Annotated in this window: 13 protein-coding genes; 8 read left to right on the top strand and 5 right to left on the bottom strand. The window is 61.1% G+C overall.

The window, feature by feature from the left end; translation table 11 throughout:
• Window positions 1-65: 65 nt before the first annotated feature.
• The 3 genes from ACQK2G_RS18525 to ACQK2G_RS18535 are packed head-to-tail and all read right to left on the bottom strand — an operon-like array spanning window position 66 to window position 3,623.
• A complete protein-coding gene (locus ACQK2G_RS18525) occupies window positions 66-986 on the bottom strand; it encodes an ABC transporter permease (protein WP_425406518.1) in 921 nt (306 codons plus the stop codon).
• A 10-nt stretch (window positions 987-996) separates the two neighbouring features.
• Window positions 997-2,067, bottom strand: a complete 1,071-nt coding sequence (locus ACQK2G_RS18530; RefSeq protein WP_425406519.1) for an ABC transporter permease — start codon at window positions 2,065-2,067, stop codon at window positions 997-999.
• Window positions 2,064-3,623, bottom strand: a complete 1,560-nt coding sequence (locus tag ACQK2G_RS18535) for an ABC transporter ATP-binding protein (protein ID WP_425406520.1) — start codon at window positions 3,621-3,623, stop codon at window positions 2,064-2,066. The genes ACQK2G_RS18530 and ACQK2G_RS18535 overlap by 4 nt, the downstream gene beginning before the upstream one ends.
• A gap of 187 nt (window positions 3,624-3,810) precedes the next feature.
• Between ACQK2G_RS18535 and bioB the strand changes: the two genes are divergently transcribed.
• Window positions 3,811-4,791, top strand: a complete 981-nt coding sequence (bioB, locus tag ACQK2G_RS18540) for a biotin synthase BioB (RefSeq protein ID WP_425406521.1) — start codon at window positions 3,811-3,813, stop codon at window positions 4,789-4,791.
• Between the two features lie 109 nt (window positions 4,792-4,900).
• On the opposite strand, the gene ACQK2G_RS18545 is transcribed toward bioB, so the two are convergent.
• Window positions 4,901-5,380: a MarR family winged helix-turn-helix transcriptional regulator gene (locus ACQK2G_RS18545; RefSeq protein WP_425406522.1), complete on the bottom strand. Its 480-nt coding sequence runs from the start codon at window positions 5,378-5,380 to the stop codon at window positions 4,901-4,903.
• Window positions 5,381-5,541: 161 nt separating this feature from the next.
• On the opposite strand from ACQK2G_RS18545, the gene ACQK2G_RS18550 reads away from it, so the two are divergent.
• The 5 genes from ACQK2G_RS18550 to ACQK2G_RS18570 all read left to right on the top strand — a co-directional run bounded on the left by ACQK2G_RS18550 (window position 5,542) and on the right by ACQK2G_RS18570 (window position 10,218).
• The gene (locus tag ACQK2G_RS18550) at window positions 5,542-6,504 is read left to right on the top strand and encodes an MBL fold metallo-hydrolase (RefSeq protein ID WP_425406523.1); all 963 of its coding nucleotides are present in this window, start codon (window positions 5,542-5,544) and stop codon (window positions 6,502-6,504) included.
• Window positions 6,505-6,560: 56 nt separating this feature from the next.
• The gene (locus tag ACQK2G_RS18555; RefSeq protein WP_425406524.1) at window positions 6,561-8,189 is read left to right on the top strand and encodes an FAD-dependent oxidoreductase; all 1,629 of its coding nucleotides are present in this window, start codon (window positions 6,561-6,563) and stop codon (window positions 8,187-8,189) included.
• 4 nt (window positions 8,190-8,193) lie between these two features.
• Complete coding sequence (locus tag ACQK2G_RS18560) at window positions 8,194-8,406, top strand: DUF2783 domain-containing protein (RefSeq protein WP_425406525.1); 213 nt, start codon at window positions 8,194-8,196, stop codon at window positions 8,404-8,406.
• Between the two features lie 152 nt (window positions 8,407-8,558).
• Entirely contained in the window at window positions 8,559-9,518 is a 960-nt protein-coding gene (locus ACQK2G_RS18565) for an N-carbamoyl-D-amino-acid hydrolase (RefSeq protein ID WP_425406526.1), read from the top strand.
• A 16-nt stretch (window positions 9,519-9,534) separates the two neighbouring features.
• Window positions 9,535-10,218, top strand: coding sequence for an aspartate/glutamate racemase family protein (locus ACQK2G_RS18570; RefSeq protein WP_425406527.1), 684 nt, complete (start codon window positions 9,535-9,537; stop codon window positions 10,216-10,218).
• A 4-nt stretch (window positions 10,219-10,222) separates the two neighbouring features.
• Here the strand turns inward: ACQK2G_RS18570 and ACQK2G_RS18575 are convergent, their stop codons facing one another.
• Window positions 10,223-11,644 carry an amidase gene (locus tag ACQK2G_RS18575; protein WP_425406528.1) on the bottom strand — a complete coding sequence of 474 codons (1,422 nt, stop codon included), beginning with the start codon at window positions 11,642-11,644 and terminating at the stop codon, window positions 10,223-10,225.
• Between the two features lie 106 nt (window positions 11,645-11,750).
• On the opposite strand from ACQK2G_RS18575, the gene hydA reads away from it, so the two are divergent.
• Window positions 11,751-13,214, top strand: a complete 1,464-nt coding sequence (hydA, locus tag ACQK2G_RS18580; RefSeq protein WP_425406529.1) for a dihydropyrimidinase — start codon at window positions 11,751-11,753, stop codon at window positions 13,212-13,214.
• A 128-nt stretch (window positions 13,215-13,342) separates the two neighbouring features.
• Entirely contained in the window at window positions 13,343-14,290 is a 948-nt protein-coding gene (locus tag ACQK2G_RS18585; RefSeq protein WP_425406530.1) for a 3-hydroxyacyl-CoA dehydrogenase NAD-binding domain-containing protein, read from the top strand.

Raw genomic sequence — 14,290 nt, forward strand, 5'->3', positions numbered from 1 at the left:
GCGCTGTTGGCGCAAGCCCCCGTGCAGAAGGCCGGCCAAAGGGGGAACCGGCCTGCCCTGTCGGGTCATTGTGCCGGATGGAAAACCTTGCCAAGGCAGGCGGGGGCATTCAACCGAATCTTCGCCCGGTCGCCGGAAATGATCACCAGAACCAGGATTGTGGCCAGATAGGGCAGCATGGACATGATTTGAGACGGCACGCCCCAGCCGGCACTTTGCGCGTGAAGCTGCAGAATCGTGATGCCGCCGAAAAGGTAGGCGCCGGCCAGCAGACGTCCCGGACGCCAGGTCGAAAACACGACGAGCGCCAAGGCGATCCAACCCCGCCCGGCAGTCATGTTCTCTGCCCAAAGCGGCGTATAGACGAGAGACAGATACGCGCCCGCCAGCCCGGCCATCGCGCCGCCGAACAACACCGCGAGATACCGGATGCGAATCACCGAATAGCCGATCGCATGGGCTGCTTCGTGGCTATCCCCAACGGCGCGAAGGACCAGTCCCGCCCTCGTCCGCGTCATGAAGACATAGACGGCCAGGACCGAAAGCAGGGATAGGTAAACCAGCGCGTCCTGACCGAACAATACAGGCCCCAAAAGCGGAATTTCGCTCAGAGCCGGAATGTGCAGTTTGGCGAGCGGCTCCACGGCTATCCCGACATAGCTCTTGCCGATCAACGCGCTCAGACCGATGCCGAAGATCGTCAAGGCCAGCCCGGTCGCAACCTGATTGGCCAGCATCGTAAGGGTCAGAAAGGCGAAGACCAAGGCCAGCCCCGCACCCGCGGCGGCGCCGGCCGCAACGCCCGCAGCAGGATTACCCGTCGAAACGGACACGGCGAAGGCACATACCGCCCCGACGATCATCATGCCCTCGACACCGAGATTGAGAACACCGGACTTTTCGGTGATCAATTCCCCGACGGCAGCCAACAGCAGCGGCGTGGCCGCCGTCATCACGGAAAGGATCAAAAGGGTCAGAGCATCCATGTTCCGCCCCCTAACCGATCGCCAGATTGCGCCCGAAGCGCAGGCGGTAATTGATCAACACGTCGCAGGCCAGCAGATAAAAAAGCAATACGCCCTGAAACAGGCCGGTTACCGCCGCCGGCAAACCGATTTCGATCTGGGCCGTCTCTCCCCCGATATAGGTCAGCGCCATGGTCAGGCCGCCGAGCACGACACCTGCGGGGTGCAACCGCCCCAGGAACGCGACGATGATCGCCGTGAAACCGTAGCCGGGAGAAATCGTCGGGATCAACTGGCCGACCGTGCCGGAGACCTCCACCACGCCTGCCAGACCGGCCAGGCCGCCGCTCAACAACAGGCTAAACCAGACCAGCTTTGGCTCACGATATCCGGCGAAGCGAGCGGCGCGCGGCGCATCCCCCAGGATCTTCAACTGGAAACCCAGCATCGATCGCGACAGCATCAGCCAGATTGCCCCCGCCGCCAGCAAAGCGAACAAAGCACCCCAATGCAGCCGCGTGCCGGAAATCAGCGTCGGCATCGTCGCTGCATCGTGGAAAAGGCGCGATTCCGGGAAATTGAACCCGTCAGGATCCCGGAGCGGCCCATGAACCAGATAACTCAGGAGCAACAGCGCGACATAAGTCAGCATCAGACTGACGAGAATCTCATTCGCGTTGAACTTGACCCGCAGGAAGGCGGGGATCGCCGCCCAGGCCATGCCGCCCAAAACGCCCGCGATCATCATGCCCGGCAGCAGAAGCGGTGTTTCGACCTCATAGAAGGCAAGCGCCAAGGCGCCACCCGCGATCGCGCCCAGGGTCAACTGCCCTTCTGCCCCGATGTTCCACACATTCGCCCGAAAACCGACCGACAGACCGAGGCCGATCAGGATCAACGGCGTCGCCTTCACCCCCAATTCAGACGCGCCGTAGGCGGTCGTGAAGGGTTGGATGAAATAGGCATAGAGCGCGGGTCCAGCCGGCTTCCCCATCAACTCGAACAGCAAAGCACCGGTGCCAACGGTCAGTACCATGGCAAGAACCGGCGAGAGATAGGAGAAGAGGCGCGAGGACTCGCCTTTCGGTTCCAACCTGATCATGGGGCGGCCCCCGCTTTTTCACCGTGAATGCCGCCCATGAGCAACCCGATTTCCTCGATCGTGATTTCGCCGATGGGTTTAGGCCGTGAAAGCTTGCCTTCCGACATCACCGCGATTCGATCCGCGATCGCGAACAATTCGTCCAGGTCCTGCGAAATCACGACCACCGCGGCGCCGTCGGCGGCCAGGGCCAGAATGGCTTCCTGGATCGCGGCGGCGGATCCCGCATCGACGCCCCATGTCGGCTGGTTGATCACAAGGACGCCCGGTTGCTGTGCGATTTCACGACCGACGGAGAATTTCTGCAGATTTCCGCCGGATAGGCTTTTCGCCGCCGCGCCGATCCCGCTTGCCTTGACCGAGAAGCGTCGGATGACCTCATCGGCGAATTTGTCCCGCGCCCGCGACAGAATCCAACCGCCGCGGGTCAGCCCCATGCGGCGGTCGGCGCTCAACAGACCATTGTCGGCCAGCGGCATGTCGGGAGCGGTCGCATGACCGTTCCTTTCTTCCGGAACGAAACAGGCCCCGGCCTCGCGCCGGCGTCTGGGGCCGAGGCGGCCGACGGGATGTCCATCGATACGCACCGCTTCCGGATAGGTCAGCACCTCCCCGATCAGGGCGGTCATCAATTCGGGTTGCCCATTGCCCGCCACGCCGGCGATACCGAGCACTTCACCGCCGCGGACGGAGAAACTGATATCCTTCAACGCGGTCCCGAAGGCCTTTTGCGCCGGCAAGGACAGGCCACGGACCTCCAACCGGTTCTTCCTGTCCAATACTCGGCCCGCCGGGCGTTCCGGTTTCAGGGGCGTTTCGCCGATCATCATGCCTGCAAGGCTCTGCACCGATTGCTGACGCGGATCGCAAGTGGCCACCACCTTGGCGCCGCGCAGGATCGTCGCGGTTTCGCAGAGATCGCGAATTTCCTGCAGCTTATGGCTGATATAGAGGATCGCGCAGCCTTCGGACGCCAACCTGCGCAATGTTTCGAACAGGCGCTCGACTTCCTGCGGCGTCAGAACGGATGTCGGCTCGTCCATGATCAACAATTTGGGATCCTGAAGCAGGCAGCGGACAATCTCGATTCTCTGCCGTTCCCCGACCGAGAGGTCCAGAACCGTCCGCCGCGGGTCGAGCGGCAGGCCGTATTGCGTCGAAACCTCTGCTATTCGATCCGGTAATTCCGATCGATCGAAGCCGCCGGCACCTTTGGACGGCAGGGCGAGTTCGATATTCTCTGCAACACTCAAGGCCTCAAACAGGGAGAAATGCTGGAACACCATGCCGATGCCCAGATCCCTCGCAGCGGATGGGCCGGCCAGTTCAACGGGTTTTCCCTGCCAAAGCAGCGTTCCCTGATCGGGGCGCAGCACCCCATAGATGATCTTGACCAGCGTCGATTTGCCGGCCCCGTTTTCACCCAGCAGTGCATGAATCTCGGAAGGCTTGACGGACAGGGACACGTCGTCGTTGGCGACGACGCCCGGGAAGGCTTTTCTGATGCCGCGCAATTCAAGCAGCGGCGGCGTCGGATCGCTTTGATTTTCGCTCACGAACGGGCTCGACCGTTATGTCCCCCAAGCGTTCGTTTTTGGCGTATGCGGCCCTGTCCGGCAAGCCCCGCCCGCGGCCGCAGGGGGCAGAAATTTGTGCATGGCAGCAAAAAAGTCTGGTCGCCTGGCACGCAAATCCTTAAATGCCCGGGTGTTTCCATCCAATTTCGAGGACACCGGCAAGATCATGACTTCCCCGCGATGCCGACACGACTGGACCCTGACCGAAGTTCGCGCCCTTTTCGACCTTCCCTTCATGGACTTGGTTTTTCAGGCTCAGACGGTCCATCGAAGCGCCTTTGATCCGAATGAAGTGCAACTGAGTTCACTGATGTCGATCAAGACAGGGGGCTGTCCGGAGGATTGCGCTTATTGTCCGCAAAGCGCCCATTACGAGACGGGCCTCGAAAAAGAGCGCCTGGCCGAGCTTGATCGCGTCCTGGCCGAGGCACGGGCGGCCAAGGAACGCGGCGCGTCGCGTTTCTGTATGGGGGCCGCCTGGAAACGCCCGAACGGGCGTGACTTCCCGCTTGTGCTGGACATGGTCCGCGGTGTCAAAGACCTGGGCATGGAATCGTGCGTGACCTTGGGTGCCTTGGACAAGGAGCAGGTCGCCGCGCTGAAGGATGCGGGGCTGGACTACTATAATCACAACCTCGACACATCGCGTGAACATTACGAGAAGATCATCACCACGCGCAGTTTCCAGGACCGACTCGACACGCTGTCGCTGGTTCGCGAATCCGGGATCAATGTCTGTTGCGGCGGCATCCTGGGACTAGGCGAAGCGGAGGAAGACCGCGCCAAGCTGTTGATGGAACTGGCGAACCTGCCGAAACATCCGGAAAGCGTGCCTATCAATCTTCTGGTCAAGGCCGAGGGAACACCGCTGGAAAACGTCGCCGACGTGGACCCGTTCGATTTCGTCCGCGCCATTGCGGTGGCCCGCATCCTGATGCCGACCTCCCATGTCCGCCTTTCCGCGGGCCGTGGCGGCATGGATGATGCCTTGCAAGCCCTGTGCTTCCTGGCCGGAGCGAATTCCATCTTCTTCGGCGAGAAACTGCTGACGACACCGAATGCCGGGGCCGAACACGATATGGATTTGCTGGCCCGCCTGGGCATGACAACCCAGCAGGTAGAGGAACATGCCGCCGCGGCGGAGTAACTGGCCAGGCCAAATTCGGTTCGCCGGCCTGTCCGCCCGATCAGGTCAATCGATGCCTGCCGCGATTGGTTTCTAGGAACCGGCGGATAGGCCCGCTCTTGTTACGGCCTTAGGCACCCGCATCATCAAGGACACGCTCGATCTTGTTCAGGATCTCGTCCAGCGTGCGGCGCTCTTCCGGCGGCAGGGGCGCCAGCAGGTCGGCTTCCCAGCCAAGCGCCACCGGCGCGATTTCCTCGAAGACATCCTTACCGGCCTTGCTCAGTCGCAACTGACCGCGCCGCTTATCCTGTTCGTCCGTATCGCGTTCGATCAGTCCCGATTTCAGAAGTTTGGAGATCGCGCGGCTGACCTTGACCTTGTCCATGGAACTCTTGTCGACGACGTCGCTGGCGGTCATCGGCGCGAACCGGGCAAGATTTGCGATCACACGCCATTCGGGGATGGTGATGCCGAACTGTTTTTCATAGGCTTTTGCGAGATGTCGGCTGATGCGATTCGTCAGGACGGAGAACCTGTAGGGCAGGAACTCCTCCAGGCACAAAGCGTCCGATTGCGCACTGGCGCGCAAATTCTTTCTGACCGACATTCAGCAATCACCTCCTAGACATTAGTTTCAAATGAAACTATTAACTTTGCTCAAGGTCAAGCGCACCGCGCAACTGGGCGGCTCAACGGGGCCGCTCAACGGGTCAGGGTAACTTACCTGTCCGGCGGGTGCGCCCGTACATCCAGGGAAGGACACGAGCCATGGCTAATTTCGCCTCTACCGCAGACCTCGAAGAAAAGAAGATCACTTTCGAGGAAATCGCCGAAAACGTCTATGCCTACACCGCGGAAGGCGACCCGAATTCAGGCGTGATCGTCGGCGACGACGGCGTCTTGGTGATGGATGCCCAGGCGACGCCTGTCCAGGCGCAGAAACTGATCGACTGCATCCGCGGCGTCACCGACAAGCCGATCAAATATGTCGTGCTGAGCCATTACCATGCGGTTCGCGTCCTGGGCGCCTCGGCCTATGGCGCCGAAGCGATCATCGCCAGTTCCCTGACCTACGACAATGTGGTTGAGCGCGGCCAACAGGACTTCGACAGCGAGGTGGGCCGGTTTCCGCGCCTGTTCGATCAGGTCGAGACGGTACCGGGCCTGACCTGGCCGACCATCACCTTCGAGAAGAAAATGTCGATTTGGATGGGCAAGCGGGAGGTGCAGTTGCTGCATCTCGGCCGCAGCCATACCAAAGGCGATATCGTTGCCTGGATCCCGGACTGCAAGGTCTGCTTCGCCGGCGACATGGTCGAATACGGCGCGACCCCCTATACCGGCGACGCCTATCTGAGCGACTGGCCGACGACTTTGGACAACCTGATGGCACTCGGCGCCGAGAAGATGATCCCGGGCCGCGGTGAAGCCCTGAAAACCCCGGAGGAAGTAAAGGCCGGCGTTGGCGGAACCCGCGATTTCCTGAGCGACCTGTTCGAGACGGTCAAGAAATGCGTGGCCGACGGCAAGGACCTGAACGCGACCTACAAGGAAACAATGACTGTCCTGCGTCCAAAATACGGTCATTGGGTGATTTTCGATCATTGCATGCCGTTCGATGTCACCCGGGCATACCAGGAAGCCAGCGGGCAGGAGCATCCGCAGATATGGACGGCGGATCGCGACCGCGAAATGTGGGCGGCGCTGGAGCGGGATCAGTCGGCGGCTTAACCCCGCCGGCACCGCCGACGTCACCCTGGCCGTTCAAGCAATTTGGGTGAAGTGCCGTGCTGAAGAGCTTCAAATATCCCCATTATCCGTTCCGGCGGACAACAGACCTTGCGGCGGCAACGCCCAACAGGCACGAGGTCGTCATCGTGGGCGGCGGGCCAGTCGGTCTCGCCGCCGCGTTGGACCTTGCCAAGCACGGCAGGAAATGCGTCGTCCTGAATGCCGCAGAAACGGTTTCCGTAGGATCCCGAGCGATCTGCTGGTCGAAGCGGACACTCGAAATCTGTGATCGGCTTGGGATCGGCGCCGCGGTGACCGAGAAAGGCATCACATGGAAGAACGGACGGGTCTTCGCCGGTGAGGAAAACCTGTACAATTTCGACCTGCTGCCGGAAGCAGGGCATCAACACCCTGCCTTTGTGAATCTGCAGCAATACTATTTCGAACTGTTTGCCGTCGAAGCCGCGGAGGCGGCAGACCTGATTGACCTGCGCTGGCAGAGCAAGGCCGTCGCGATCGAAGACAAGGGCGACCATGTCGTCCTCGATGTAGAAACGCCGGAAGGCAGCTATAAAATCGAAGGGGATTTTGTCCTGGCCGCCGACGGCGCGCGCAGCGGCATCCGCCGGCAAATGGGGTTGGACTTCAAGGGACAGGTCTTCGAGGACCGGTTCCTGATCGCCGATGTCATCATGCGCGCCGATTTCCCAACCGAGCGTTGGTTCTGGTTCGATCCGCCCTTCAATCCCGGACAATCCGCGCTGTTGCACAAGCAAGCGGACGATGTTTGGCGCATCGACCTGCAATTGGGCTGGGACGCGGATCCGGACGAGGAAAAGAAACCGGAAAAGGTCATCCCGCGCCTGAAGCGAATGCTCGGGGAAGACGCAGAATTCGATCTGGAATGGGTCAGCGTCTATACCTTCCAATGCCGCCGGTTGGAAAAATTCCGTCACAATCGGGTCATCTTCATCGGCGACAGCGCGCATCAGGTTTCGCCTTTTGGCGCACGCGGCGGCAATGGCGGCATTCAGGACGCGGACAATCTGATATGGAAACTGGACCTCGTGCTCGCCGGCAAGGCGCCCGAAAGCCTGCTGGACAGCTACGACCAGGAGCGCATCCATGCAGGTGACGAGAACATACTGAACTCTACCCGTTCTACCGATTTCATCACGCCCAAGAACAAGGCGAGCCGACGGTTCCGTGATGCCACGCTGGCATTGGCCCGCAAACATGCCTTCGCCCGGCGGATGGTAAACAGCGGGCGGCTTTCCTTGCCGGCAACGCTGAATGGTTCCCCCCTCAACTCACCGGACGCCGACTTCTTTGCGCAGGGGCCTGTTCCGGGCACCCCCTGCCCCGACGCGCCAATCCAAGTTGATGACCGGCAGGACTGGCTGCTGCGCCACTTGGGCGACGCGTTCACGCTGTTGGTTTTCGGTCCCGTTGAAAATGCCGAAAACTTCTCGGGTTTTGACCTGCCGATTCGGCGTGTAGCCGTCGGCTCGGGCCCTGCCGACTGGGTGGTCTTGACCGATCCGGACGGGCTAGTCCGGGCAAGGTTCGATGGGAAGCCGGGCACGGCCTATCTGATCCGGCCGGACCAGCATGTTGCCGCTCGCTGGCGTCAGGCAACCCCGGAAAAGGTCCAAAAGGCACTGCACCGCGCATCTGGGAAATGATGACATGATGACCAAAAAAACCAGGACAGGCGGACTGATCACCGAACCGAACATTCCCGATCCCGATGGGTTCTACGAAAAACTGATCGCAGCCCATCGCAATCTGGACGACGAGCAAAGTGCCGCACTGAACAGCCGGCTGATCCTTCTTTTGGCGAACCATATCGGCGACCAATCCGTTTTGGTCGAAGCCATTGAAGAAGCCTCAAAGGAATGAAACGCGCAGTAGCGGCGCGGCTCCTCAAGGCGCATTGACAATTGCGTCGCTGAAAATCTCGACCCGTTTTGGAGGCACCGGTGCCTCTCTCGCTTGGCGGGAGGTGTTTGCCTGCTAAACTCTACCAGCAGATTAACCGGAGGGGGTGAGGCGTGGCGCGCAAGATTACCGTGGGCGGGGCACAGCTGGGGCCGATCCAACGCGCGGATTCGCGCAAAATCATTGTCCAGCGCTTGATCGACCTGATGGAAAAAGCCCATCGCCGGGGATGCAAACTGGTGGTCTTCCCCGAACTGGCACTGACCACATTCTTCCCGCGCTGGTACGCAGAAGATATCTCGGAAATGGATATTTATTTCGAGCGTGCAATGCCCTCGGCAGAAACCCAACCATTGTTCGATACCGCCCAAGAGCTCGGTATTGGTTTCTATTTAGGCTATGCGGAGCTGTTCGAAGACAACAGTGGAACCTTGCATCGCTTCAATTCCGCAGTTCTTGTCGACCAGACGGGCACCATCGTCGGCAAGTACCGAAAGGTCCATTTGCCCGGCCACAAGGAATACGACGCCAGCCTGACCCGGCAGCATCTGGAAAAACGCTATTTCGAGCCGGGCGATCTCGGTTTTCCCGTTTGGCGAAGCATGGGCGGCGTGATGGGGATGTGCATCTGCAACGACCGTCGCTGGTCCGAAACCTGGCGCGTCATGGGCATGCAGGGCGTGGAACTGGTTATGTTGGGCTACAATACGCCGACCGGGAACCAGCATAGCGGCCCAAGAGGCAGTCTGGAGCCGCCGCATCAGCGCATGTTCCACAACCATTTGAGCATCCAGGCCGGCGCCTACCAGAACGCCACCTGGGCCGTTGCCGTCGCGAAGGCCGGTGTGGAAGACGGGCATGAATTGATGGGCGGATCCTGCATCGTCTCTCCACAAGGGGAGATCGTGGCACAAGCCAGCACCGTGGAGGATGAGTTGATCGTGGCCGATTGCGATCTCGACCTGTGCAATTTCGGGAAGAGCACGATATTCAATTTCGCTGCCCATAGACGACCGGAACATTATAAGATCATCACCGAACAGACCGGCGCGACGCCGCCGTCGGAAGACTAGGCCGAGGAGATTTCCAGTGAGCGCGCGTATCCTGGTCATCAACCCGAACAGCACCCAGGCCGTCACCGACGGTATCGCTCAGGCTATCGCAGGGCTCGCCGTTCCCGGCGGCCCACAGATCGATTGCCTCACCTTGGCCGAGGGTCCTCCGGGGATCGAAAGTCAGCAGCATGTGGACGGCGTCGTCACCCCCTTGTGCAATCTGATCCGCCGAGAGGCGGCGGACGCCTATGTCATTGCCTGCTACAGCGACCCCGGTCTGCACTCAGCGCGCGAGGTGACGGAGCAGCCTGTCCTGGGAATTTCCGAATCCGGATTGCTGACCGCCTGCACGATGGGTGAACGCTTTGGCGTCGTCTCCATCCTGGCGAAATCCATCCCACGACACCTGCGCGCGGTACGGCAAATGGGATTGTGGGACCGCATGGCGGGCGATCGCGCCCTGGGCTTGGGCGTCGTAGAACTCGCCGATCGCGGCCGCGTCTTCGACCGCATGGTTTCCGTCGCCATCAATCTGCGCGATCAGGACGGCGCGGATGTCCTGGTGCTCGGCTGTGCAGGCATGGCCTATCTGCGCGCGGATCTCGAAGCGGCCGTGGGAATACCGGTCGTCGATCCGACCCAGGCAGCGGTTTCGATGGCTCTAGGTCGGGTTCTCCTGGCGCAAGCCGACACCGTCGCCAAGCAAGCCGCGGAATAACAGATCAGGCGTGGACCGGCGGCCTCTTTTCCGCCCAAGGCCGTGCGTCCTCCAACTGGGCGGCCAAACGGAACAACAGCGCCTCGTTCCCATAGGCCGCCGCGAACTGCGTCCCCTGCGGCAAACCTTCTTCCGACCAATGCAGCGGCACGGACATCGCCGGCAGGCCCAAAGCGTTATAGAAGGCCGTATACCCAACCGATCTCGCGATTCGCTCTCGATAGGTCTCCACCGTCTGCATCATGTCGAGATAACCCAGCTTGGGTGTTTCGATCCCCTGCGTCGGTGAGAGGATGACATCCACCTCCGTAAGAAGATGACCGACCTTGCGGCCCATTTCTTGAACCGTCTCAATCGCGTTCTGAAAATCAACGCCAGTTATCGCCCGCCCCATTTGCGTGAAGGCAAGCGTGCACGCCTCCAAATCGTCCGGGCCCGCCGAGCGCCCATTCAGATCCTCGAGCCACCCCACTAGCGCGGCGGTATGCACGTTGATGATGGTGATAACGGCATCGGTGAAAGCCTCGCCATCGATATGCAGATTCAAGGGAACGAGAGTGTGTCCCAATTCCTCACACAATGCTGCGGCGTCCTTAAGATTCCGGGACAATGCGGCATCGCCCTCAACCCCGCTGAACGGCATATCCGTCATCGCGATCTTCAGCGATCCGGTCGGTTTCCCGACCTCATCCAGGAACGGCCCCGCCGGGCTGGGTGCTGCGTAGGGGTCGCCTGGTGCCGGCCCCTGCAGAATGTCCAGCAGGGCGGCGCTGTCGCGGACTGAACGCGAGAGCACCCCGCTTGTCGCGAAGCCGCTCCAAGCGTCACCGATATAGGGGCCCGAACTGACCCGCCCGCGCGAGGGTTTGAGGCCGAACAGGCCGCAGCAGGAAGCCGGAACCCGGATCGACCCACCACCGTCGCTGCCATGCGCGGCCGGCACAATTCCGGCGGCGATCGCCGCGGCCGCGCCGCCACTGGATCCGCCGGCTGAGTATTCGAGATTCCAGGGATTCCGTGTCGGTCCGTTCCGAACAGGCTCCGTCGTGGTCGTCAAACCCCATTCCGGTGAGTTCGTCCGGCCGGCGATGACCAGACCCGCCTCCTTGAAACGGCGTACGGTTTCGTCATCTACCGGCGGTTCGCCGGGCGGATTGAAGCGGGTGCCGTTGGTCACCGGCAATCCGACACAGGTCGCGCCAAGGTCCTTCAGCAGGAAGGGGACACCTGTGAATGGCCCGTCGGGCAGACCGTTTTCTATGGCCTTTCTGCCGTAGTCCAATCCGTCGACCGTCACTGCATTGATCGTAGGATTAACCGCCTCGATTCGTCGGGCCACCTCATCCAACAGTTCCGTTGCCGTTACCTCACCGGCCCTGACGCGCTGCGCCAGTCCCATTGCGTCGTTGGTATCAAAGAAATCCATGTCGTCCCCCACTCCAAACCGGCAAGCTTCCCGGCCTTGCCGGTACCGACTACCTCCTGCACTCTTCGCAAGATTATACGCAGGCCGTTGCAATGGGGAGGTCACGATGTCGGAAAACTTCGATCTGGTCGTTCGAAACGGAACGGTCGCCACCGCAAGCGATGTTTTCCGCTGCGACATCGGCGTTCGCGACGGACGGGTCGTCGCCATGGCGGAAAACCTGGGGCCCGGCGCGAAGGAATTGGATGCCACTAACAAGCTCGTTCTTCCCGGCGGCGTGGACAGCCATTGCCATATCGAACAGGCTTCCTCCAGCGGCGTGATGACGGCCGACGACTTCTATAGCGGGACGGTCTCAGCCTGCTTCGGGGGAACGACCACCGTCATTCCTTTCGCCGCCCAGATGCGTGGCCAGTCGCTGCGCGAGGTGGTCGATGCCTATCATGCCTGCGCCGGTCCGAAAGCCGTGATCGACTACGCTTTCCACCTGATCATCTCCGACCCCACGCCGGAAGTGATGGGTCAGGAACTACCCGCCCTGATCGAGGACGGCATCACCTCCTTCAAGGTCTATATGACCTACGACGCATTGAAACTGGACGATTATCAGATGATGACCGTCCTGGAGGAAGCCCGCCGACTGGGCGCGCTCGTCATGGTCCATGCGGAAAACCACGACGTCATCCGCTGGCTGGCGGAACGGCTGCTCGACCAGGGCCACCGCGCGCCGAAATATCATGCCGTCGCCCATGCCAGGATCGCGGAAGGGGAAGCAACCAGCCGCGCCATCCAATTGGCAAAGCTGATCGATGCGCCGCTGCTTATCGTCCATGTCTCGGCCGAGGAAGCGACGGATGCCATCCGCAGCGCACAGACCGAGGGACTGAAAATCTATGGCGAGACCTGCCCGCAATACCTTTTCCTGACAGCGCAGGACCTGGACCGGGACGGAATGGACGGGGCGATGTTCTGTTGCAGCCCGCCACCACGCGACACGCAAGCCCAGGAAGCGATCTGGCGCGGATTGAAAAACGGCACGTTCCAGGTTTTCTCCTCGGACCACGCCCCCTATCGCTTCGACGAGACAGCCAAGCTGAAGCACGGGCCGAACGCGCATTTCAAGCAGATCGCGAATGGCGTCCCGGGCCTGGAGCTACGCCTTCCGCTGTTGTTCTCCGAAGGGGTCGGGAAAGGCCGGATCAGCTTGAACGAGTTCGTGGCGTTGACCGCAACCAACGCCGCCAAGCTTTATGGTCTGTTTCCGCGCAAGGGCACCATCGCCATCGGCGCGGATGCGGATTTCGCAATCTGGGACCCGGACCGGGAAGTCACGATAACCTATGACATGCTGCACGACGCGGTCGGCTATACCCCCTATGAGGGCCGTACCGTCACCGGCTGGCCGGAAACCGTGGTCAGCCGCGGGCGGATCGTCGTCAACGATGGAGCGTTGAATGCCGAACGCGGCAGCGGCAGGTTCCTGCACTGCGAGAAACCGGAGTCGGCACGCCCTCTGGGCCGGTTGGAGCCGGAAGTCGACCCGTCCCGGAACTGGGGGTTCCGTCTTTGACACCAAGTCTGACGGCATCGGCACGGCATGGACAGAAACAGATCTATTCTGACCGGTGATCTGGCGCGTCTCGGCGGCTCTGCTATTCTCTCGCCCGAAACAGACAATAACCGTTAATGGGGAGTGAGATGATCGGGTCATCAGCAGCAGACATCAAAACCATTGGGATCATCGGGGCCGGCACGATCGGTTCCAGCTGGGCCGCTTATTTCCTGGCGACAGGCCGCGATGTTCATGCCTGGGACCCGGCTGACGGTGCGGACAAGAAGATCCGCGCCTTCGTGGAGAATGCCTGGCCCGCACTTGAAGCGCTGGGGGTTACCGTCGATGGGGCCTCTCCCGACCGATTGACCGTTCAAAGTACGTCGGCGGCCGCGGCTGAACCTGCCGATTTCATTCAGGAAAGCGCGCCGGAACGGCTGGATGTCAAACTGGCGCTGTACAAGGACTTCGAACCGGCGACGCGTCCAGAAGTCGTGATCTCGACCTCCACCTCGGGGTTGTTGATGAGCGATCTTCAGAAAGACACGCAGCATCCGGAACGTTTCGTTCTGGGCCATCCCTTCAACCCGCCGCATCTTATCCCGCTGGTGGAGGTGCTGGGCGGCGCCAAGACGGACCCGGCGGTCGTCGACTGGACGGTCGATTTCTACAACGCCATCGGCAAGAAGGCGATCAAGCTGTTCAAGGAAGTGCCCGGCCATGTCGCCAACCGCATGCAGGCCGCGATTTGGCGCGAAGCCATCCATCTGGCCCAGGAAGGGGTTGCCAGCGTCGCCGATGTCGACGCGGCAATCGCCTATGGCCCCGGCATTCGCTGGGCCCTGATGGGGCCTAACCTGACCTTCCACCTGGCCGGCGGTGAAGGCGGCATGGAGAATTTCGTTGAGCATCTGGGCCCGCCGACCGCCAGCTGGTGGGCGGATTTGGGATCGCCCAACTTCACCGATGCGGTCAAGAAACTGCTGATCGAAGGCGTCGCTGAAGAAACCGAAGGCAAAAGCGTGAAGGAACTGGCCTCGATCCGCGACAAGCGGCTGCTGGCGGTTCTGAAGGCGCTGAACGAAACCGCTTAA

This window comes from Hwanghaeella sp. (assembly GCF_965227365.1).
In the GTDB taxonomy this organism is placed as follows: Bacteria; Pseudomonadota; Alphaproteobacteria; order UBA8366; family Aestuariispiraceae; genus Hwanghaeella.

Bases quoted from the DNA above. Each gene is read 5' to 3' on its own strand.
- ACQK2G_RS18525 (WP_425406518.1), bottom strand. From the start codon at position 986: ATGGATGCTCTGACCCTTTTGATCCTTTCCGTGATGACGGCGGCCACG.
- ACQK2G_RS18530 (WP_425406519.1), bottom strand. From the start codon at position 2,067: ATGATCAGGTTGGAACCGAAAGGCGAGTCCTCGCGCCTCTTCTCCTAT.
- ACQK2G_RS18575 (WP_425406528.1), bottom strand. From the start codon at position 11,644: ATGGATTTCTTTGATACCAACGACGCAATGGGACTGGCGCAGCGCGTC.
- ACQK2G_RS18585 (WP_425406530.1), top strand. From the start codon at position 13,343: ATGATCGGGTCATCAGCAGCAGACATCAAAACCATTGGGATCATCGGG.
- ACQK2G_RS18560 (WP_425406525.1), top strand. From the start codon at position 8,194: ATGATGACCAAAAAAACCAGGACAGGCGGACTGATCACCGAACCGAAC.
- ACQK2G_RS18550 (WP_425406523.1), top strand. From the start codon at position 5,542: ATGGCTAATTTCGCCTCTACCGCAGACCTCGAAGAAAAGAAGATCACT.
- hydA (WP_425406529.1), top strand. From the start codon at position 11,751: ATGTCGGAAAACTTCGATCTGGTCGTTCGAAACGGAACGGTCGCCACC.
- bioB (WP_425406521.1), top strand. From the start codon at position 3,811: ATGACTTCCCCGCGATGCCGACACGACTGGACCCTGACCGAAGTTCGC.
- ACQK2G_RS18545 (WP_425406522.1), bottom strand. From the start codon at position 5,380: ATGTCGGTCAGAAAGAATTTGCGCGCCAGTGCGCAATCGGACGCTTTG.